This window comes from Citrobacter sp. Igbk 17, assembly GCF_028069775.1.
Classification (GTDB): Bacteria; Pseudomonadota; Gammaproteobacteria; order Enterobacterales; family Enterobacteriaceae; genus Citrobacter.
The window spans coordinates 20,061-40,726 of the sequence record NZ_JANEWI010000034.1 but is presented as its reverse complement, the minus strand read 5'-3'; the positions used below and the strand labels follow the sequence as shown (position 1 = coordinate 40,726).

The following is a 20,666-nucleotide window of genomic DNA, read 5'->3' as shown; positions in this document are numbered from 1 at the left end:
GCCCAAGGCATTTATCATTTGCGGAGAACGTTCATGACCCTTACCCCTTCCACATTATCACGCTGGCTGGCGCTGGCTCTGCTGGTGAAGATGTCGCCCGTGCTGGCCGAACCGTGGGCAGAGAAAATCTATAACCCCAAACCGGATAGCGACGATATTATTTTGCCCATGCCCTGTGAAGGTGCCATGGTATTCCGTCAGGTAGAGATCCCTGTCTCGGGCCCTCTGGATGATATGCCGATCACCTTAGGAGAAGATGGCGGAGAATGGGGGTTTGTTGAACACAGTTATCCAACCTTTATCGCCGGTAGCTTTACCGAAAGCAAAAAAAGCAAAGGTCGTTACTATTTGATGGCCAAATATGAACTGACAGCATTGCAATACCAGGCATTAACCAGCGGTACCTGCCCCACGCCATCACGTAAGTTAAGCATCGCAGAAACCAATATCAGTTGGTTCGATGCGGTAAATTTTGCCGATAAATATAACCAGTGGTTACGCACGAATGCTCTCGACAAATTACCGAAAGAGGATGGCAACCCTGGATTTTTACGCCTGCCCACTGAAGTAGAATGGGAATTTGCAGCACGCGGCGGCCTCAAGGTAAACAGTGCGGAATTCCGTGATTCCCACTACCCGATGGATGACATGAAAAATTACGAGTGGTATTCCGGTTCGCAGTCCTCTAACGGCAAAGTACAGCTTATTGGGCTGTTGAACCCTAACCCCCTCGGCCTACACGATATGCTGGGCAACGTCTCTGAGATGATGTTCACCCCGTTCTATCTCAATAAAATCAACAGACTTCACGGCCAGGCTGGTGGTTTTGTGGTTCGCGGAGGCAGCGTCATCTCGAATGAATCAGAGATCCGTAGCGCGACCCGTAAAGAAATTAACTACTACGATGAAGCCCATCCTTTCACCAGCAAAACCACCGGATTGCGTCTGGTTCTGGTCTCTCCAACCATTACATCAACAGACCGAGTGAAACAGCTGGAGAAAAATTGGGCTACTCTCGGTGCAGATAAACCGGGCATAGATAAGAGCAAAGACGCCCCCACAGACACCGCAAAAGCGCTGGGAAGCCTGGCATCAGGCGTTGAAGACACAGAGCTGAAAAAGAAACTGAAGGATCTGGAAAATCAGCTCCGCGCCAGTAATCAGCAACAGCAGGAAGAACGGGCACAATCGATCCGCGCCAGCCTTAACCTCGGCTCCTTCCTTTGCACAAAATTGCAGGATGATGGCCGCTTTCTTGACTTCCTCAATCACAACTATGAATTGCTGTGTAAGGATAAAGATGACAGTGATAAAAATTGCGCGATCCGAAAAACAAAACTGGGTGAGCAAACAGATCGCCTGCAACAACTGACGAGTTACTACGCCAGTAGTCTGGTTGATTCAGCCACGCTTTATGGTCAGGAAGGTCTGAAACATGAAGTGACGGTTTTCGATCAAATGCTCACCCTGAACAAACGTCTTGCAGGTCTTAAGCCATTTCTCGCCGCGCACTGGCAGAATCAGCAAAAATATCTGGCAAACGGGAAAATTGATGCCGCCGGGTGGCTGGATACTTGTAAGCAAATTAAAAGCGGAAATTAATCTCACACAACGATTAAACACACATGTTTATTAAGGAGTGAAGAACGTGAAGTTTAGCTTAAAAATTGCGGCAATAGTCTTAGGCTGTATTGCCGCCACCCAGACATCTTTTGCCGAGACCTATAGTTCAGAGGATCAGGAACAATTAACTCTTGAGTGTCTGTTAACCAATAATAAATTTGCCAGCGCTTTTATTGCCCAGGATGCTGCCGGATATGCTCTGGGAACAGCATCTTCTCCTATTGCGGAGCTGAATCTTGTCACTAATCAGCCGGGAGTCACAGCGTATTACAGCGCAGAAACGATCGCCGGAGGATCTTTATACTGGATTCGCATCGTAAAAGGGGTCTATGAATATATTGTTTACGACAAAGAGCAACACGGTGATATGTCTGGCGTCGTCGTCACAAAAAATGGAAAAAAAGTATTCCATAAAGATTGTAAAGAACCAATCAAGGTAGGTACACAAAGCGACAGTAGTATCTTTAGCCGGGTGGCACAGGAAGATGCTGAAGGCGATCGTATTATCGACTTAATCAATAAGTAATATACGTGCGCCAGATCAGACAGGGGATATCGCAAGATATCCCCTGTAGAAATACAGACGAGTTACTTACCGTGTCCTACGCTAATTTTCAGCGGTTGATAATATTGAGGGTCAAAAACTGATAATGGAAGTGCATGCCATGAGCCATCCTGCGAGGCTTCATCAACTTTAGTAATGATAATACTGACCGTATTTTCAACTGAATCACAGCTAAATTCTGTTGCTGCATTAATTGAGCGAGTCGCATCACTATCACCAAATGCCTGAACGTGAAGCGCCCCCGTTTCCAGGGTCGCACCTGATTTATCGGTGAGCTGAAGGGTAATAGTAAGGTCATTAAACGCGCCATTCCCCCCGTTATCCAGAGCAAATACCAACGAACAAACCCCCTGAACCCAGCCGCTGTCAGTATTGCGAATATTGATATAGCGACTCTCACTTTCTGCGCTCATAACTGGATTGATCGTTCCACAAAACCCACCTACCAAAAATAAACCGGCCAATGCATGTTTCATTTTTATATTTCTCTGTTGTGATTTTCCAAAGACATACAAATAGTGTATCTTATCTAGATATTTAAAAATTGAAACGAGCTCATAATTATGCGTTAAAAACGTTAAACATATTAATATTATCTCAACGTAAACCAGGCATCATCGATTTGTTTTAAATTTGTTCTAAGTATTAGAGATGTAGATAATTCTGTAAATTTAACTTTAGACACGGATAACTCGCCACATGAGAAACACATTTTTTGCCTTTACTTTGCTATGCAGTCTGCCTGTTCTCGCATCCGAACCATCCTTAATTGTATGCGAACCGCAAAATACTAACGATCAGTCAGCAACCGGAATCTGGCCAGCCCCTTATTTATCAAAAGATAAACTCTGCCTTGATATTCGTGCTGATTCGGGAGACACATGCGTAAGCAATGGTCAAAGTACGAATTGGTTTACAGAGGCAGTCATTGTAGATATTGATGGGCAGCCTCAAGGACGTGATGATACCTGGTTCAGAGTCGTACACCCGATAATCACCGATAAGACCATCGAATACAAAATCGAAGGGTCACGAGACAATAAAACATGGGGGCTGGTATCCCATGTATCTATCAATCGACTGTCAGGACAAGCTGTTGATTGGTTAATTGGCGAGCATGGCGGTATTTCTTACCAGTGCCATCTGGAAGGGCGTAAAATCTGACCAGGAATGAGGCCAGCATACCTGCCCTAATCCCAAAAACAAATAATACACATAAGGTGAATATCATGATGTCGGGAAAAGCAGTTTTCAGTTTTTTCATTTTGATGTTGTTATCCTCTGTTGCGAGTGCCACCACCTACAGAACAGACAGCTTTGGAACGACACGTGATGATCAAGGAAATAGCTGGCGCACGGACAGTTTTGGAACAACGCGTGGCAGCGATGGGAGCGTCTCACGCACTGACTCATTCGGAACAACAAGGGTAACCAGTGCTAACGGAAATACGACCAGTTATCGAACCGATTCATTTGGCACGACCCGCGGTAGCGATGGTTCCGTATCTCGTACAGACAGCTTTGGTACAACCCGAACAACTGACGCCCAAGGAAACACGACAACCTGTCGCACAGACTCATTTGGAACCACGCGCTGCGATTAAATAGGTGCCTCTCTCTTTGCTAATAAAGCGGTATTTTAAAAATAAACGGCAGGTCAATTTATAGGCATCGATAATGAGTAAAGCATGGTCTGCGCGGTTTACAGCATGCAAGAACCTTCACTCATACCGAGAGGACAGGATCATGAAGATGCACGCCATGACGAAAATACTGCCGTTGATTTGCCTGATCTCAGGCGGGCTGCTCTACTCCGCTGCAGCCAGCGCCATGGGAAATGACGATACCACCACACCAACATGCCCGAAGGGTCAGGTTTACGACAACAAAACCCAAAAATGTTTGCCCGAAAAAAGCAGCATGATCGACGATCAGGATAAAACGCAGTATGCGTATCACCTGGCAAAAACCGGCCATTATCAGGATGCCATCAATTTACTCGATACCTTACAGCAGCCCAATACGCGTGAAGCCTGGAACTATCGAGGCTATGCGACGCGCAAGTTAGGGCGTACGGATGAAGGGATAAGTTACTACCAACGATCGATTGCCCTTGATCCGCACTATGCGAAAGTGCGCGAATATCTTGGGGAAGCATGGATGGTTAAAGGCCGCCCTGACCTGGCGAAAGCGGAGCTGGCCACCATTAAGACTATCTGCGGCACCCAATGCGAAGAATATCGCGATCTGAAAGCCGCGATCGACGGACACCCAGAGTCATAGACCGGAAGATCCCAAAAAATCACCGTCAACGATGCGCATTTTCAATGGATACAACCGTTGGATCGCATCGTCGACATACCGTTTATTGTCTCAGAAATTCGCGGAGAATGTAGGCAGTTCACAACTCTGTCGTCCCTCGATTACGGTTCGTATTTTCGCATGATAGGCTTTTCAGATGACCCTTTCTGCTCTGGCCGCTGCGGACTACATGAAACTTAGATTGTCCTTTCAGGTAAAGCTGTTCCTCTCACTGGTGGCTTTTTCCTGCCTTCTGCTGGCGCTGCTTGGCGTATTGCTGTTTCACTTTATCGACCGCCAGTTGCACCACGATTTAGGCCAACGTGCGCGGGTACAGGCCAGCGAAATTGCCCTGATTCCCGGTCTGGCAGAAAAAGTTCAGCAGCGGGATATTCCCGGTATCGCACAACTGATTCAGCCGCTGCGCGCCGAAAGCGATGCCAGCTATATTGTGATTGGCGATGCGCATGAACAGCATCTTTACCACTCAGAATCCCCGGAGCGCCTTAACCTGCCGATGATCGGCGGCGATAATGCTGACGTACTGAAGGGAAAAACCATTATCACAGTGCGTAAGGGCGGGATCGGTGTCTCGTTACGCAGTAAGGCACCTATTTTTGATAGCCACCATCAGGTAATCGGCATTGTCTCCGTCGGTTACCTCACCTCCTACATCGCCAATATCAACGCCCGCCTGCTGTGGCGCACCGGAATGTACGGCCTTGCCCTGCTGCTGCTGCTGTTTATTTTTTCCTGGTTACTGACCCGCACGCTGAAAAAGCAGATGTTCGGCCTGGAACCTAAAGATATCGCCCAGTTGGTGCTACAGCAAAAGGCGTTACTGGAGGCCATGTATGAAGGTGTGTTTGCGGTGAATGCCGATAAGCAGCTAATACTCATCAACCGCGCCGCCAGGGAGATGCTCAATATTCGCCAGAGTGAACAAGCGTTGCTCGGCAAACCGCTGGATGAGGTGATTCAGCTACCACCGTCGTTTTTTGCGCCAGGCAATACCGCTTATGACAGCCGCCATCACGATCATATTACCGTCCTGAATCAACGGGAAACCATCGTCAACCGCGTGGCTATTGAAGTTGAGCCGGGCACCCAAAGCGGTTGGGTATTCAGCTTCCGCGATAAGAACGATATCAATACGCTCAGCAGCCAACTCAGCCAGGTGACCCGCTATGCCGATAACCTGCGTATCATGCGCCACGAGCAGCTCAACTGGACGGCTACGCTCGTCGGCCTGCTGCAGATGCAGCGCTATGACGACGCGCTGCGTTATATCCAGGTACAGTCAGAGGGGGCCCAGCAGGTGCTGGATTTCCTCTCCAGGCAGTTTGTCTCTCCGGCGCTGTGCGGCCTGCTGCTGGGGAAATATGTCGGTGCTCGCGAGAAAGGTGTTGAACTGATTTTCGACCCCGCCTGCCAGCTCTCGCGCCTGCCGGAAGGGCTGAGCGAAACGGAGCTGATGTCAGTAATAGGTAATCTGGTGGACAATGCTGTCGATGCCACGCTGAAAACGCCAGCACGTACCGCGCCGGTGGAAGTGTATATATCGGATCGCAACCACGAACTGGTGATTGAAGTGGCTGACCGGGGCTGTGGCGTTGATGAAGCCATGAAGCCGCATATTTTTGAGCAAGGCTTTACCAGTAAACCCACTGACAGCAGCGAACTCACCGGTGCAGAACATGGTATTGGCCTGTACCTGGTCGCGGGCTATGTTCGTCGGGCCGGTGGCAGCATCGAAATGAGCGATAACATCCCGCAGGGTACCGTATTTTCGGTTTTCATCCCGTTCCAGATTTCACTTTCGACAGGACCTTCCCATGACTGATATCCGCCCTCTTGAGGTTGTTATTGTTGAAGATGAGCCACATCTGGCACAGTTGCATCGGGAGTTTATTGAGCAAAACTTCCATCTGCGCATCGTGGGGATCGCGGGATCGCTGGAACAGGCCCGCGAGCTGATCCTCCGTCATCGGCCGCGCCTGCTGCTGCTGGACAACTATTTGCCTGACGGTCAGGGCGTTGAGCTTATTGATAGCCCGCTGCTCAAACAGTTTGAATGCTCGGTGATATTCATCACCGCCGCCAGCGATATGCAAACCTGCAGTCATGCTATGCGCAGCGGCGCGTTTGACTACCTGCTAAAACCCGTGTTCTCCCACCGTCTGCGGGCCTCGCTGGAGCGCTTTATGTTGCTGGTACACACTCTGCGCCAGGTGAAAGTTGTTGACCAACATGCACTGGATAAACTGTTCAATTTACCCGCGGGTGAGGCATCAACCCAGCCATCAACAAAGGGCATTGAACCGGCAACGCTCGAGCGGGTGAAGCGTATTTTCAGCGAGCATCCTGACACCAGCTGGTCAGTCGAACAGGTAGTAGAAGACGCGGGGATCAGCAAGACCACGGGTCGCCGCTATCTGGAGTATTGCGTGGAAATTGGGTTTGTGGTGATTGAGATTCAGTATGGGAGTATTGGGCATCCGAGGCGGCTGTACCGGAGGGTGGCTCAGGAGTAACAATCACTGTAGGCCGGATAAACGAAGCGCCATCCGGCCTACAACGGCGAGTATTCTATTCTCTCAACCCATCGCCCTCACGGTTTCTATGGTGTTAATTACCGAAACAACGCCAACAATCACATTTCCACCAGCCGGCTCTCTCCCCCCTCTTGTCTCTCCCCTCCCATCCGCTATGTTGACTTTTAGTTCCTCAAATGTAACTAGAAGGTTAATAATAATGGCGAACACATTCCGCATCTCTCTGATCTCTGCTGCTGTTTTCATGTCGTTTTCTGCTCTGTCCGCACTGCCGCAGGGGTATCCGGCTGACTACCAAAAGGTGGTTGATGCCGCCACCAAAGAAGGCAAAGTCGTGGTTTACTCCACAACGGATACCAAAGCGGCTGGGCCGCTGATTCAGGGCTTTGAAGCCACCTATCCGGGCATCAAAGTTGAATATAACGATATGAACAGCACCGAGCTGTATAACCGTTATATCAGCGAACAGGCTGCTGGCGGCGGCAGCGGTGACGTCATCTGGAGCTCCTCCATGGATACCGCGATGAAGCTCGCGACCGACTATGCCATGGAGTATGTTTCAGCAGAGCAGAACCAGCTACCGAAATGGGCTGTTTGGCACAACAAAGCCTACGGCACCACCTACGAGCCGGTGGTGTTTATTTACAACAAGCGCCTCATCCCGGCGAACGAGGTTCCGGATTCTCACGCCGCACTGGCCAAGCTGATTGCAGGCCAGGTGGATAAATTCAAAAGCAAAGTCACCACCTACGATATCGAAAAATCCGGGGTTGGCTTCATGCTATCGGTGCTGGATTACAAGGCCGATCCGAACTACTTCAAAACATTGGCCGACGTGGCGAAAGGCGGGTTAGCCGTGCAATCGTCCACCGGTACGATGATGGAGCGGGTTTCATCGGGTGAAAACCTGATTGGTTATAATATCCTCGGCTCTTACGCCGAAGCACGTGCCAAAAACGACCCGTCACTGGGCATTTCCTATCCGAAGGACTACACCCTGGTGCTGTCACGAGTTTCTTTCATCAGCCAGCAGGCAGAGCATAGCAATGCCGCCAAACTGTGGCTGGACTATGTGCTGTCTGAGAAAGGGCAAAACATCCTCGCCAACCAGGCCGATATTCCGTCTATTCGCAACGATATCGAAGGTAAAAATGACATCGACGGTATGACCAAAATGCTGGGTAGCGCGCTGAAGCCGATCCCAGTTGATGAGTCATTACTTGAATACCTGCAACCGAAAAAACGTCTGGATTACATCAAACAGTGGCGTGAAGCCGCGGCCAAATAAGAGCCAGAACCGGGCGCACGGTTCACTGGTGCGCCTGGTGCTCGTTTCCTGAATACGTGTTACCGGATCTCCGCTTATGAATGCATTACGCAGAAAGTGGCAAAGCTTGCCGCGTGGCATCGTCGTGCTGTTAACCGCGCTGGTTATCTACACGCCGTTGTCGTTCATCGTGATACAAAGCTTTTTGTCCGCGCCGTTCTTCTCGCCGGCAAAGGACTGGAGCCTTGAATCCTTTGGCTTTATTTTTACCGACCCCGACTTCTATAAAGCGCTGAAAAGTGGCTTTATTCTCGCATTCGGGCTGGTCATTATCGCCATTCCTCTGGGCGGTATACTGGCCTTCCTGATGGTACGTACCGACTTACCGGGTAGACGGTTGATTGAGCCGCTGATCCTGGTGCCTATTTTTGTTTCACCGATGGTGCTGGGTTTTGGCTATGTGGTGGCCGCAGGCCCGGTGGGCTTCCTGTCACTGTGGGCACAATCGCTGATTGGCTTCGTGCCGTGGAATATCTACGACATGTCCAGCATCGTGGTCATTGCAGGCCTGACACACGTACCGCACGCTTATCTGTATATCTCGTCAGCGCTGCGCAGCGTGAGCTCAGACGTGGAGGAAGCCGCGCGTATCTCCGGCGCATCCCCGCTGCAGGTCATGACATCAGTCAGCCTGCCGATGGTTCGCCCATCTATTCTGTACGCCGTGGTGTTGCTGTTTTTCCTCGGTCTGGAAGTCTTTGGTCTGATGCTGGTATTGGGCGACCCTGAAGGCAACATGGTGCTGGCAACCTACCTGTATCAGTTGACCAATAAACTGGGTACGCCGTCGTATCACCTGATGGCGGCAGTTGCCGTGGTACTGATCTGCCTGACCATCCCACTGGTCATGCTACAGCGTCGCCTGATGCGTACCGCTAACCGCTTCGTGACCATGAAGGGTAAAGCCTCACAGGCCCGCGCGTTACCGCTGGGTAAATGGCGCTGGATAGCGGGTGCTGTGGTCGCGTTTTGGCTGACCATCACCATTGGCGTACCGTTGATGGGCGTGGTGCTGCGTGCGTTTATCTCCAACTGGGGGGTGGGTGTGTCGCTGTGGGATGAGCTGTCCCTCAGCACCTTCCGTACCATCTGGGAACAGCCGAATCTGTTGCGGGCCATCGTCAACTCCATGGCGATTGGCGTGATCGGCGGCGCGCTGGCGGTAGGTTGCTATCTGTTTATCGGTATCGCGATGCACCGCAAGCCGGATAACACCACGCGTTTTCTCGACTACAGCGTACTGGTGCCCCGTGCAGTGCCGGGCCTGCTCGCGGGTCTGGCATTTCTGTGGGTATTCCTGTTCTTACCAATGTGGCTCGATAACGCGCTGAAATCCGGCTGGTTATCAGGTATGCCGTGGTCGCAGTGGTTGCGAGACACTTTGATTGTCTGGCTGCGCTCGCTACGGAGCACCATTTTCAGCGTCTGGCTGGCGTATACGGTGGTGTGGATGGCCTACGGCCTGCGCCTCATCTCCTCAACGTTGCTGCAAGTGGGGCCAGAACTGGAGGAAGCGGCACGCAGCACCGGTGCGACGCGTGGGCAGATTACCCGCCACGTTACCATTCCGCTTTCACGTTATGGGCTGATTGGCTCATGGCTGCTGATGTTCCTGATCTTTGAGCGTGAGTATTCAACGGGCGTCTATCTGCTGTCGCCGGGCACGGAAACCATCGGCTCGATGCTGGTATCTCTGTGGGCGGCAGGTGCTATCGACATCGTCGCCGCACTCTCGTTTATCAATATTCTGTTGGTGGTGGTGGGCCTGGGTATTGCCCTACGTTTTGGAGTGAAATTACATGATTGAATTATCGGTCGAGAACCTGCACTTAACCTACGGTGATAACCCGGTGCTAAAGGGCGTGACCATGGACCTCAAACGGGGCGAAGTGGTTTCGTTACTGGGGCCGTCCGGGAGCGGTAAAACCACCCTCCTGCGCGCCGTGGCTGGGCTGGAAAAACCGACACAAGGGTCAATTACCATCGGCAACAACAAAGTCTACGACGGCACCCCGCGCAGCGAAATCCCAGCCGAGGAGCGTAACCTGGGGCTGGTGTTCCAGTCCTATGCCTTGTGGCCGCATAAAACCGTATTTGAGAATGTGGCCTACCCGCTGAAGTTGCGCAAAGTCTCCACCGCAGAGATCAACCAACGGGTACAGGGTGTGTTGGATCAACTGGGCCTGGGACATCTGGGTAAGCGCCATCCGCATCAACTTTCTGGCGGTCAGCAACAGCGTGTAGCGATTGGCCGGGCACTGGTTTATAACCCACCCGTGATCCTGCTCGATGAGCCGTTATCCAACCTTGATGCAAAACTGCGGGAAGAAGCGCGCGTATTCCTGCGTGAGTTGATTATTAATCTCGGGTTGTCCGCGCTGATGGTGACGCATGACCAGGGAGAAGCGATGTCGATTTCTGACCGCATTCTGCTACTCAACAACGGCAAAATTGAACAACAGGGTACGCCGCAAGAGATGTATGGTTCCCCAAAAACGCTGTTCACCGCTGAATTTATGGGCAGCAACAACCGTCTGCATGGCAAAGTCACAGAAGTGCGTGACGGCAAAGCACGTATTGAAGGACGTGACTGGGTTCTGTGGGGTCAGGCGGGTGACGGCGTTCAGGTTGGCCATGAGGGCACCGCGGTGATCCGCGTTGAACGTGTGGTGCTGGCCGACGGGCCAGGCGAAAACCAGTTGGCTCTCCCGTTGCTCACCAGCATGTATCTCGGTGACCGCTGGGAGTACCTGTTCCGCACCGTGGCTGATGATTTTGTCATCCGCGCCTACGGCAACGAAGTACGCGATCCGCAGCACTGCCACCTGGCCTTACCCGAAAAACATGTTTGGGTGTTCCCAAAATCCTGATGCCAGAAGGGAGCGGCTGTCGCTGCTCCTTTTTCTGCAGGAAGGATAGCGGTAATACAGAAGATATTTTTGCGTACAATGAGATGCTGCTCATCGTGCTGATGGCATCAAACGGGCTGGGCCTGGTACAGAAAAGGGTAAAAATCAGTCCGAAGAAATAGAGAAATGGTGCCGATAATAGGAGTCGAACCTACGACCTTCGCATTACGAATGCGCTGCTCTACCAACTGAGCTATATCGGCCCTGATAAGGACATGTCCATGAATGCGAACACGGGGTAGAAGGTTAAAACTAACCGGGCGATGCGTCAATGGCCTTGTGAATCAAACGCCTATTTTTGCATCACCCGGTTTCAATTACGCACGAATCGTGTCGTCACCAAAGCCAATCCACTTGTAAGTGGTCAGTGCTTCCAGCCCCATTGGGCCACGCGCGTGTAATTTTTGCGTGCTCACGGCGACTTCCGCACCGAGCCCAAACTGACCGCCATCGGTAAAACGGGTCGAGGCGTTTACGTACACGGCGGAAGAATCGACTTCATTCACAAAACGATCGGCGTTGCGCAGCGTACGCGTCAGAATCGCATCGGAATGCTGAGTACCATGCTCACGAATATGAGCAATGGCATCATCCAGGTCGGCAACAATCTTCACGTTCAGATCCAGCGACAAAAACTCATCGTCATACTGTTCCGCTTTTACCGCCACGACGTTTGCCGGTCCGGCCTGCAACACGGCTAGTGCGGCATCATCTGCATGAAGCGTCACGCCGCTTTCTGCCATTTGCTGGCTTAGTGCAGGCAGGAAGCGCTCAGCGATACTCTGATTCACCAACAGTGTCTCGACAGTGTTACAGGTGCTTGGACGCTGCGTTTTGGCGTTGGCGATAATCTTCAGCGCCGGGGCGATCTCAGCCGTATCATCTACATAGATATGACATACGCCAATACCACCGGTGATAACCGGGATAGTCGACTGTTCACGACACAGCTTGTGCAGCCCTGCGCCACCGCGAGGGATCAGCATATCGATGTACTTATCCATCCGCAGCATTTCAGTGACCAGCGCACGATCCGGGTTATCAATCGACTGCACCGCAGCGGCCGGTAAACCGCAGGCTTGTAGCGCATGCTGGATCACCGCCACAGTGGCGGCGTTCGTCCGGTACGTCTCTTTTCCACCGCGCAGAATCGCCGCATTGCCCGTTTTCAGGCACAGCGAAGCCACATCAACGGTGACGTTAGGACGCGCTTCATAAATCACGCCAATCACGCCCAGCGGGACGCGACGACGCTCCAGACGCAGACCGCTATCCAGCAGACCGCCGTCAATCACCTGCCCGACCGGGTCAGCGAGATTACACACCTGACGCACGTCGTCAGCAATCGCTTTCAAACGCGCAGGAGTCAGCGCGAGGCGATCAAGCATCGCTTCGCTCAGGCCATTTTCACGCGCCTGTTCAACATCCTGTGCGTTCGCGCTGAGGATACTTTCCGTTTGCGCTTCCAGCTCATCAGCAATGGTTTCCAGCACGCGGTTTTTTTCGCGACTGGAGAGTAGCGCCAGCTTATACGACGCAGCTTTGGCAGCAATGCCCATTTGTTCCAGCATATGCCTGTTCCTTAACGGGTAATCATATCGTCGCGATGGACAGCAACCGGGCCATATTCATAGCCAAGAATAGTGTCAATCTGTTGTGAGTGGTGCCCGGCAATACGGCGTAACGCGTCACTATTATAGCGCGTGACGCCGTGGGCAATATCACGCCCTTCGAGGTTGCAGATGCGGATCACTTCACCACGAGAAAAGTCGCCTGTCACGCTTTTAATGCCTTTTGGCAGCAATGAACTGCCGCGCTCCAGAATCGCCGCGGTAGCACCCTCATCGACGGTAATCTCCCCGGCAGGCGGAGCACCGAAAATCCAGCGTTTACGGTTTTCCAACGGAGAAGCCTGCGCATGAAAACGCGTCCCAACGGAAACACCTTCCATCACATCGCCAATGACGCCCGGCTTGCTGCCTGCGGCGATAATGGTGTCGATACCCGCGCGGCAGGCCACGTCGGCAGCCTGTAATTTAGTTCCCATCCCCCCGGTTCCCAGACCAGAGACGCTGTCCCCGGCAATGGCGCGCAGCGCATCATCAATACCGTGAACATCTTTGATCAGTTCCGCCTGCGGGTTAGTACGCGGATCGGCAGTAAACAGACCCTGTTGATCGGTCAACAGCAGCAGCTTATCGGCACCCGCCAGGATCGCCGCCAGCGCCGAAAGGTTGTCGTTATCACCGACTTTAATTTCAGCAGTCGCCACTGCGTCGTTCTCATTGATGACGGGAACAATGTTGTTATCCAGCAGCGCACGCAACGTATCGCGGGCATTAAGGAAGCGCTCTCTGTCTTCCATATCCGCACGCGTCAGCAGCATCTGGCCGATATGAATACCGTAAATTGAGAACAGCTGTTCCCATAATTGAATCAATCGACTCTGCCCTACCGCCGCCAACAGTTGTTTCGACGCTATCGTCGCCGGGAGTTCAGGGTAACCAAGATGCTCGCGCCCGGCTGCAATCGCGCCCGAGGTAACGATAACAATACGATGCCCTGCGGCATGGAGCTGCGCGCACTGGCGAACCAGTTCGACGATATGGGCGCGGTTCAGGCGGCGCGATCCGCCCGTTAACACACTGGTGCCAAGTTTTACCACCAGCGTCTGGCTGTCACTCATGATTCTCTGCCATTCAAAATTGGGGAAAATGATATCAAACGAACGTTTTAGCAGGACTGGCTCCGGTTGCCAACAGCCAGCGCACAAAGCATGAAATTTTATTGCGCAGGATCAGCAAGCGTAGCGGCAGATTTTGACGCATTTATTACAGACACAAAAAAACATTCTTTTTTAAAAATATTCTTACTTTGTCATAAAACGTTCATTGCCAGACGTTAAAAACCTTCCTGTCTTTTAACGGGGATCACACCCAGTAAATATTAGCGCGTACTTTAAATCAGGAATGAAAATGAAAAAGAGCACTCTGGCATTAGTGGTGATGGGAATTGTTGCATCGGCGTCCGTACAGGCGGCAGAAGTCTATAACAAGAACAGTAATAAACTGGACTTGTATGGCAAAGTCAAAGCGATGCACTACATGACTGATTATGACAGCAAAGACGGCGACCAGAGCTATATCCGCTTAGGTTTTAAAGGCGAAACGCAAATTAACGATCAACTGACCGGTTATGGTCGTTGGGAAGCTGAGTTCGCAGGAAATAAAGCGGAAAACGAAACCAATCAGCAAAAAACACGTCTGGCTTTCGCCGGTGTGAAATTAAAAGATTTTGGCTCGTTTGATTATGGTCGTAACCTGGGTGCGCTGTATGACGTGGAAGCGTGGACGGATATGTTCCCGGAATTCGGCGGTGACTCTTCCGCACAGACCGATAACTTTATGACCAAACGTGCCAGCGGCCTGGCCACTTACCGTAATACCGACTTCTTCGGCGTTGTTGATGGTCTGGATCTTACCCTGCAATATCAGGGCAAAAACCAGGATCGCGATGTGAAAAAACAGAACGGCGACGGCTTTGGTACCTCCGTGACGTATGACTTTGGCGGCAGCGATTTCGCCATCAGTGGTGCATATACCAACTCCGACCGTACCAATCAGCAGAACCTGCAAAACCGGGGTACCGGCGATAAAGCAGAATCCTGGGCAACAGGTTTAAAATATGATGCCAATGATATTTATCTGGCAACGTTCTATTCTGAAACACGCAATATGACACCTATTTCCGGTGGCTTTGCTAACAAAACTCAGAACTTCGAAGTGGTCGCTCAGTACCAGTTTGACTTTGGTCTGCGTCCATCCCTGGGTTATGTGCTGTCAAAAGGTAAAGATATTGAAGGCGTAGGCGATGAAGATCTGGTGAATTATATCGACGTGGGCGCGACCTATTATTTCAACAAAAATATGTCAGCCTTTGTTGATTATAAAATCAACCAACTGGATAGCAATAATAAGCTGGGCATCAACGATGATGATATCGTCGCGGTGGGTATGGTCTACCAGTTTTGATATAGCATAAAAAAAGCCGGATGGGGTTGCTCCACCATCCGGCTTTTTTTCTGTTCATTATGCCGTTAATTTAACCGGCTCATCCTTAAAGTCGTCAGCAGGCTCCAGCGCCAGATTCAGTGTCGTTAACAACCCACGCAACTTTTCATGAAACTCGCGTAAGGTGTATTCCAGTCGCTCTACCACTTCAGTCTCTTTAATCGGCACGGCGGTCCAGTTGCCGTCTTTATCGAACAAACCAAACTGGTAGCTGTACGTAAAGCGTTTCTCCTGCGCTTCCAGCTCCATCCACCAGCCCCAAAATTCACGTTTCTCTGGTGCCGGTTTCACGTTGACGCAAACAGCCAGACAATCGAAAAAGAATCGATTATCTTCGCACTGCCCTTCGCGGATGTATGGGCCAAGCGCGGTGAATTTTTTGATCAATCTGCTTTTCGGGTGTCCACTCGGTAACGTCATTGCGATCTCCTTAGGTGAAGCAACTGTTTTACCAAACCAATAAAATTTAGCAATCTATTAACACAATCTATGATTGATCCACCCGGTAATTTCTTGCAGCGCTTTGTCAAAATTGCGATACACCGGGTTGAACGGAACCTCCAGCAGCTTACCGTCAGAAGATGACGAAGTAATTAAGCGAGACTCCTCTTCCGGACTAAACGGATCGTTTTTCCAGAACCCCGAGAGCATTGGCGTTGGACAGCGACGGCCCAGCAGCCCTTGTACCTTTAATGAATAGCGGTTTAGCTCGACGCGCAGCGCTTCATCGGACGCATCGTGCATCCCCAGACGGCTGGCCAGAACGTCAAGATACATTTCCGGTACTGAAGCCTGACGCTCTGGGTCGCTAAGCAGCGCATGGACCACCGGTCCCAGACAGGCCACAGCTTTCAGGCGCGACGATTCAAGATAGGCCAGGCGTACTGCGACGTTAGCGCCAAAGCGAAAACCGAATGCTGCCACACGGGTATGATCAACCCAGGGAATATTTGGCAGCGCTTTTAATACATGTTGATGCAGCAGGCTGGAATCCTGGGTCAATTTCCATTTTGACGAGAATCCGACCGAAGGCATATCCAGCGTCAGCATGGCAATACCACGCGGAGCGAAATAGCGCTCATACAGGGTGTAGTAGTCGGTTTGCATGGAATCCAGGCCGCCGCACATCAGCACTGTCGGGAACGGGCCGTCGCCTTTTGGCATGTGCAGGAAACCGGTTACCGGCGCACCGCCGGCAACGGCAAATTCCATCTCGCGCAGCGTACCTGGCAGTCGTTGGGCCGCCTCTTCGTAAGCGCGGTTGGCCAGGGCCTGCGCCTGTTCTGCCAGCTCATCACCTTTTAAATGCGGGTATGCTGCAATGTTGTACAGCGTGGAGGCATGCAGCCAGTGGCGACCACTCACCTGCGGGTCCTCTTCCATAGACGCTTTCTGTTGCCAGTCCATCGCCTGCTTCGCCCACTCGTAGATCCAGTTTCCACCACGATAGCCAATGACCGTATCGTAGAGCTCTTTATCCGTGCGTTCGGCTTCGCTCATGACGATACGCGCCTGCACTTCAAGGATTTCACGCGGATCGACCCCACGCCAGATCCACATCAGGCGATTCACCATGCGATACCAGTGCGGGATTGTTTTGCCATCCAGAGCGGACTGCACAGACGGTTGCGCGCCGTGGTTAAAACGACGAACCAACGTTGACGTTTCAGGATGTTTGAAGCGGGGTTTAAACAGAACTTCGCTGAGGTTAGCCTGCGACATGATTACGGCCTCCATGAGTACTCACTAAGGCATAGTGTAACCTGACACCGCACAAAAAGAACAACGCCCGGCAGTGCGGGCGTTGAAAACTTTTTAGATTAGCGACCAGAGATCGGCGGAACAAATACCACGCCCATATCCCACGGCTGCTCAATCCAGGTATCCTGCGGGATATCAACCACATAGTCATTCACCAGCGGACGACCTGCCGGCTTAGCGAAGATAGTGACGAAATGCGCTTTAGGATACATTTCGCGGATAGCAACAGCGGTACCACCGGTGTCTACCAGGTCATCGATCACGATGAAACCTTCACCGTCACCTTCCGCACGCTTCAGCACTTTCAGTTCGCGCTGATTGTCGTGATCGTAGCTGGAGATGCATACGGTATCGACATGACGAATGCCCAATTCACGCGCCAGCAATGCGCCCGGCACCAGACCACCACGGCTAACGGCAATAATGCCTTTCCATTGTTCAGAAGGCATCAGGCGGCTTGCCAGTTTACGTGCATGGACTTGCAACATGTCCCAGGTGACGACGTATTTTTCGCTCATGTGAAGTGTCCCAGCCTGTTTATCTACGGCTAATTAATAAATTGAGGGTGAACCAGGTTGCGCGAGATTATAGAGACCTGACGCACTAAAAACCAGTGTTTCGCGGAATCCGCGCCTCTTTTTACATGCTTTATACTAGCCGTCAGCGAAGAAAGTGGTATTCTCAATCGCATCGCGCAAGCCTGACTTGTGGTGTTTTTAATTCCGCTAACCCCGTGGCCTGCAAGTCAATTTTGTAGGACATCGCCAAGGAGACTCAACGTGTCTGAACTGTCTCAGTTATCCCCGCAACCGCTGTGGGATATTTTTGCCAAAATCTGTTCTATTCCTCATCCGTCCTACCATGAAGAGCAACTCGCTGAACACATTCTGAGCTGGGCCCAGGAGAAAGGTTTCCACGTCGAGCGCGATCAGGTTGGTAATATCCTGATTCGTAAACCCGCTACCGCAGGAATGGAAAATCGCAAGCCGGTTGTTTTGCAGGCGCACCTGGATATGGTCCCGCAAAAAAATAACGACACCGTGCACGACTTCACCAAAGATCCGATCCAGCCGTATATTGATGGCGAATGGGTAAAAGCCCGTGGTACCACGCTGGGTGCAGATAACGGTATCGGTATGGCGTCTGCGCTGGCGGTACTGGCTGATGACAACGTGGTACACGGTCCGCTGGAAGTGCTGCTGACCATGACCGAAGAAGCGGGCATGGACGGCGCATTTGGTCTGCAGGCGAACTGGCTGCAGGCTGATATCCTGATCAACACCGACTCTGAAGAAGAAGGTGAGATCTACATGGGTTGCGCAGGGGGTATCGACTTCACCTCTAACCTGCCGCTGTCCCGTGAAGCTATTCCTGCTGGCTTCCAGAACTTTAAGCTGACCTTAAAAGGCCTGAAAGGCGGTCACTCCGGTGGCGAAATCCACGTTGGCCTCGGTAATGCCAACAAGCTGCTGGTACGCTTCCTGGCAGGCCACGCCCAGGAACTGGATCTGCGTCTGGTTGACTTCAACGGCGGTACGCTGCGTAACGCTATTCCGCGCGAAGCCTTTGCGACCCTCGCCGTTGCTGCCGATAAAGTTGATGCGTTAAAAGCGTTGGTCAGCACGTATCAGGAGATCCTGAAAAACGAGCTGGAAGCAAAAGAGAAGAATCTGGCGCTGCTGCTGGATGCCGTCAGCAACGACAAAGCCGCACTGACTACCCAGTCTCGCGATAGCTTCATTCGTCTGCTGAACGCGACGCCAAACGGTGTAATCCGCAATTCCGACGTGGCAAAAGGCGTTGTAGAAACCTCGCTGAACGTTGGCGTTGTGACCATGACTGACGATAATGTACAGATTCACTGCCTGGTTCGTTCGCTGATCGACAGCGGTAAAGACTACGTGGTAAGCATGCTGGATTCCCTGGGCAAGCTGGCTGGCGCGAAAACGGAAGCCAAAGGTGCGTATCCTGGCTGGCAGCCGGATGCAAACTCACCGGTTATGCACCTGGTGCGTGAAACCTATCAGCGTCTGTTCAACAAGACGCCGAATATCCAGATTATCCACGCAGGTCTGGAATGCGGTCTGTTCAAGAAACCGTATCCGGATATGGACATGGTTTCCATTGGGCCGACTATCACCGGCCCGCACTCTCCGGATGAGCAGGTTCATATTGAAAGCGTCGGTCATTACTGGACGCTTCTGACCGAGCTGCTGAAGTCTATTCCCGCGAAGTAAGTCTCTGCAATAAATGCCGGATGGCGCTGCGCTTATCCGGCCTACGCGCTGGTTTGTAGGCTGGATAAGGCATTTACGTCGCCATCCGGCCTGCACGCTGATTTGTAGGCCGGATAAGGCATTTACGCCGCCATCCGGCAATACGTTAGCGTCAAATCCCCAACAGTAGCTGTCTTTCCATCTGCGGATCCAGCAGCGTTACGTGTAATCCCACCAGCCTTACCCCGCGCCCTCCCCGACGTTCATTCCAGGTATTGCGCGCCGTCGCGATCAGATCCTCTTTATTTAAGCGCGGCCAGACGTGTTCCTGCGTCGTCTGCTGAAAATCATTAAACTTTAACTTCACCCCCTGACGGGCGATGAAGAGATCAGGTTTAACCTTTGCCAGCCGCCGCTCCAGTTCCGGGTAGAGTCGCTCAATAATCGCCTCACACTCCGACCATTCATGAATATCTTCCGCCAGCGTGCGCTCGACACCGACTGACTTTCGCAGCCTGTCGTTATTCACATCGCGTTCATCAATACCCTGACTACGTTCCCACAGCACACGACCAAACTTACCAAACCGCTTAAGCAGCAGGGCCAGATCGTATTTTTGAACATCTTCACAGGTCCGCAATCCCATCGATTCCAGTTTCGCGGCAGAGACTTTGCCGACGCCGGGTATTTTCCCCAACGGTAACGTTCTGAGGAATTCGGGAACATCCGCGGGAGTAATCACATATTGCCCGTTGGGTTTATTCAGGTCGGAGGCGATTTTGGCCAGAAATTTAACCGGAGCAACCCCCGCAGAAGCGGTTAGCTGTAGTTCGTTGAAAATCGTCTGACGGATCTCTTGTGCCATCAACGTGGCCGAGCCGTGGCAGTGGGGACTGTCGGTCACATCAAGATAGGCTTCATCCAGCGAAAGGGGTTCGATGAGCGAGGTATAGCGAGAGAAGATGGCCTGAATCTGGCGAGAGGCCTCTTTATAAGCGTCGTAACGGCCGGGTAATAAGGTGAGATGCGGGCACAGTTTTAGCGCCATTCCTGTAGGCATTGCGCTACGCACACCAAACTTTCGTGCCGGGTAATTGGCGGTGCTGATGACACCCCGGCGTTCGCGACTGCCACCAATAGCAATGGGGATGTCGCGCAGGGCCGGGTTATCACGCATTTCCACCGCCGCGAAAAAGCAGTCCATATCGACATGTATGATTTTGCGCATCGCTCGCCTCCCATAATACTGTTTAAGTATACAGTATTTTTATGATATGAGAAGCCTGCACCCGACCCGCAAAATGACAAATCCATGATGAATGCCAGACGGGATTATGCC

18 protein-coding genes and 1 tRNA gene are annotated in these 20,666 nt (G+C 51.8%); 11 read left to right on the top strand and 8 right to left on the bottom strand.

From position 1 onward, the window contains the following. Nucleotides 1-33 precede the first annotated feature (33 nt). Both NNO08_RS18180 and NNO08_RS18175 read left to right on the top strand, forming a co-directional pair. Entirely contained in the window at nt 34-1,602 is a 1,569-nt protein-coding gene (locus tag NNO08_RS18180) for a formylglycine-generating enzyme family protein (RefSeq protein WP_271457250.1), read from the top strand. 46 nt (nt 1,603-1,648) lie between these two features. After that, nucleotides 1,649-2,149, top strand: a complete 501-nt coding sequence (locus NNO08_RS18175) for a hypothetical protein (protein ID WP_271450527.1) — start codon at nt 1,649-1,651, stop codon at nt 2,147-2,149. A 62-nt stretch (nt 2,150-2,211) separates the two neighbouring features. Here the strand turns inward: NNO08_RS18175 and NNO08_RS18170 are convergent, their stop codons facing one another. Beyond that, a complete protein-coding gene (locus NNO08_RS18170) occupies nt 2,212-2,664 on the bottom strand; it encodes an IrmA family protein (RefSeq protein ID WP_271457249.1) in 453 nt (150 codons plus the stop codon). 223 nt (nt 2,665-2,887) lie between these two features. Between NNO08_RS18170 and NNO08_RS18165 the strand changes: the two genes are divergently transcribed. The 7 genes from NNO08_RS18165 to NNO08_RS18135 all read left to right on the top strand — a co-directional run bounded on the left by NNO08_RS18165 (nt 2,888) and on the right by NNO08_RS18135 (nt 11,241). Continuing rightward, the gene (locus tag NNO08_RS18165) at nt 2,888-3,352 is read left to right on the top strand and encodes a hypothetical protein (RefSeq protein ID WP_271450303.1); all 465 of its coding nucleotides are present in this window, start codon (nt 2,888-2,890) and stop codon (nt 3,350-3,352) included. Between the two features lie 588 nt (nt 3,353-3,940). Further along, nucleotides 3,941-4,471: a tetratricopeptide repeat protein gene (locus NNO08_RS18160; RefSeq protein ID WP_413595932.1), complete on the top strand. Its 531-nt coding sequence runs from the start codon at nt 3,941-3,943 to the stop codon at nt 4,469-4,471. A gap of 208 nt (nt 4,472-4,679) precedes the next feature. Beyond that, nucleotides 4,680-6,332, top strand: a complete 1,653-nt coding sequence (locus tag NNO08_RS18155; protein WP_271457261.1) for an ATP-binding protein — start codon at nt 4,680-4,682, stop codon at nt 6,330-6,332. After that, nucleotides 6,325-7,023, top strand: coding sequence for a response regulator (locus NNO08_RS18150; RefSeq protein WP_271441880.1), 699 nt, complete (start codon nt 6,325-6,327; stop codon nt 7,021-7,023). Before NNO08_RS18155 ends, NNO08_RS18150 begins: the two co-directional genes overlap by 8 nt. Nucleotides 7,024-7,243: 220 nt before the next feature. After that, the gene (locus NNO08_RS18145; RefSeq protein ID WP_202039381.1) at nt 7,244-8,332 is read left to right on the top strand and encodes an ABC transporter substrate-binding protein; all 1,089 of its coding nucleotides are present in this window, start codon (nt 7,244-7,246) and stop codon (nt 8,330-8,332) included. Between the two features lie 76 nt (nt 8,333-8,408). Further along, the gene (locus NNO08_RS18140; protein ID WP_005133551.1) at nt 8,409-10,178 is read left to right on the top strand and encodes an ABC transporter permease; all 1,770 of its coding nucleotides are present in this window, start codon (nt 8,409-8,411) and stop codon (nt 10,176-10,178) included. Beyond that, nucleotides 10,171-11,241, top strand: coding sequence for an ABC transporter ATP-binding protein (locus tag NNO08_RS18135; RefSeq protein ID WP_271441882.1), 1,071 nt, complete (start codon nt 10,171-10,173; stop codon nt 11,239-11,241). The genes NNO08_RS18140 and NNO08_RS18135 overlap by 8 nt, the downstream gene beginning before the upstream one ends. A gap of 166 nt (nt 11,242-11,407) precedes the next feature. On the opposite strand, the gene NNO08_RS18130 is transcribed toward NNO08_RS18135, so the two are convergent. From NNO08_RS18130 to proB, 3 genes are all read right to left on the bottom strand, one after another. Then, nucleotides 11,408-11,483 (bottom strand) — tRNA-Thr (locus tag NNO08_RS18130). Between the two features lie 114 nt (nt 11,484-11,597). Continuing rightward, nucleotides 11,598-12,851 (bottom strand): glutamate-5-semialdehyde dehydrogenase, encoded by a 1,254-nt coding sequence (gene proA, locus NNO08_RS18125; protein WP_271457248.1) that lies wholly within the window; start codon nt 12,849-12,851, stop codon nt 11,598-11,600. An 11-nt stretch (nt 12,852-12,862) separates the two neighbouring features. Then, entirely contained in the window at nt 12,863-13,966 is a 1,104-nt protein-coding gene (gene proB / locus NNO08_RS18120) for a glutamate 5-kinase (protein ID WP_202039385.1), read from the bottom strand. A 289-nt stretch (nt 13,967-14,255) separates the two neighbouring features. Between proB and phoE the strand changes: the two genes are divergently transcribed. Further along, a complete protein-coding gene (gene phoE / locus NNO08_RS18115) occupies nt 14,256-15,311 on the top strand; it encodes a phosphoporin PhoE (RefSeq protein WP_137384434.1) in 1,056 nt (351 codons plus the stop codon). A gap of 57 nt (nt 15,312-15,368) precedes the next feature. On the opposite strand, the gene crl is transcribed toward phoE, so the two are convergent. The 3 genes from crl to gpt form a co-directional block, all read right to left on the bottom strand. Further along, nucleotides 15,369-15,770, bottom strand: a complete 402-nt coding sequence (gene crl, locus NNO08_RS18110) for a sigma factor-binding protein Crl (RefSeq protein ID WP_005133595.1) — start codon at nt 15,768-15,770, stop codon at nt 15,369-15,371. Between the two features lie 57 nt (nt 15,771-15,827). Continuing rightward, complete coding sequence (frsA, locus tag NNO08_RS18105; RefSeq protein ID WP_271457247.1) at nt 15,828-17,072, bottom strand: esterase FrsA; 1,245 nt, start codon at nt 17,070-17,072, stop codon at nt 15,828-15,830. Between the two features lie 98 nt (nt 17,073-17,170). Then, nucleotides 17,171-17,629: a xanthine phosphoribosyltransferase gene (gene gpt, locus NNO08_RS18100; RefSeq protein ID WP_048212530.1), complete on the bottom strand. Its 459-nt coding sequence runs from the start codon at nt 17,627-17,629 to the stop codon at nt 17,171-17,173. A 261-nt stretch (nt 17,630-17,890) separates the two neighbouring features. On the opposite strand from gpt, the gene pepD reads away from it, so the two are divergent. Beyond that, entirely contained in the window at nt 17,891-19,348 is a 1,458-nt protein-coding gene (pepD, locus tag NNO08_RS18095) for a cytosol nonspecific dipeptidase (protein ID WP_271442039.1), read from the top strand. Nucleotides 19,349-19,499: 151 nt separating this feature from the next. On the opposite strand, the gene dinB is transcribed toward pepD, so the two are convergent. Continuing rightward, nucleotides 19,500-20,555 (bottom strand): DNA polymerase IV, encoded by a 1,056-nt coding sequence (dinB, locus tag NNO08_RS18090; protein WP_202039388.1) that lies wholly within the window; start codon nt 20,553-20,555, stop codon nt 19,500-19,502. Nucleotides 20,556-20,666 lie beyond the last annotated feature (111 nt).

What these genes read in the sequence shown, in the direction of transcription:
- phoE (WP_137384434.1), top strand. Translation starts at nt 14,256, where the DNA reads ATGAAAAAGAGCACTCTGGCATTAGTGGTGATGGGAATTGTTGCATCG.
- NNO08_RS18180 (WP_271457250.1), top strand. Translation starts at nt 34, where the DNA reads ATGACCCTTACCCCTTCCACATTATCACGCTGGCTGGCGCTGGCTCTG.
- NNO08_RS18135 (WP_271441882.1), top strand. Translation starts at nt 10,171, where the DNA reads ATGATTGAATTATCGGTCGAGAACCTGCACTTAACCTACGGTGATAAC.
- frsA (WP_271457247.1), bottom strand. Translation starts at nt 17,072, where the DNA reads ATGTCGCAGGCTAACCTCAGCGAAGTTCTGTTTAAACCCCGCTTCAAA.
- NNO08_RS18160 (WP_413595932.1), top strand. Translation starts at nt 3,941, where the DNA reads ATGCACGCCATGACGAAAATACTGCCGTTGATTTGCCTGATCTCAGGC.
- NNO08_RS18145 (WP_202039381.1), top strand. Translation starts at nt 7,244, where the DNA reads ATGGCGAACACATTCCGCATCTCTCTGATCTCTGCTGCTGTTTTCATG.
- gpt (WP_048212530.1), bottom strand. Translation starts at nt 17,629, where the DNA reads ATGAGCGAAAAATACGTCGTCACCTGGGACATGTTGCAAGTCCATGCA.
- crl (WP_005133595.1), bottom strand. Translation starts at nt 15,770, where the DNA reads ATGACGTTACCGAGTGGACACCCGAAAAGCAGATTGATCAAAAAATTC.
- NNO08_RS18155 (WP_271457261.1), top strand. Translation starts at nt 4,680, where the DNA reads ATGAAACTTAGATTGTCCTTTCAGGTAAAGCTGTTCCTCTCACTGGTG.
- proA (WP_271457248.1), bottom strand. Translation starts at nt 12,851, where the DNA reads ATGCTGGAACAAATGGGCATTGCTGCCAAAGCTGCGTCGTATAAGCTG.
- proB (WP_202039385.1), bottom strand. Translation starts at nt 13,966, where the DNA reads ATGAGTGACAGCCAGACGCTGGTGGTAAAACTTGGCACCAGTGTGTTA.
- dinB (WP_202039388.1), bottom strand. Translation starts at nt 20,555, where the DNA reads ATGCGCAAAATCATACATGTCGATATGGACTGCTTTTTCGCGGCGGTG.
- NNO08_RS18165 (WP_271450303.1), top strand. Translation starts at nt 2,888, where the DNA reads ATGAGAAACACATTTTTTGCCTTTACTTTGCTATGCAGTCTGCCTGTT.
- NNO08_RS18150 (WP_271441880.1), top strand. Translation starts at nt 6,325, where the DNA reads ATGACTGATATCCGCCCTCTTGAGGTTGTTATTGTTGAAGATGAGCCA.
- NNO08_RS18140 (WP_005133551.1), top strand. Translation starts at nt 8,409, where the DNA reads ATGAATGCATTACGCAGAAAGTGGCAAAGCTTGCCGCGTGGCATCGTC.
- NNO08_RS18170 (WP_271457249.1), bottom strand. Translation starts at nt 2,664, where the DNA reads ATGAAACATGCATTGGCCGGTTTATTTTTGGTAGGTGGGTTTTGTGGA.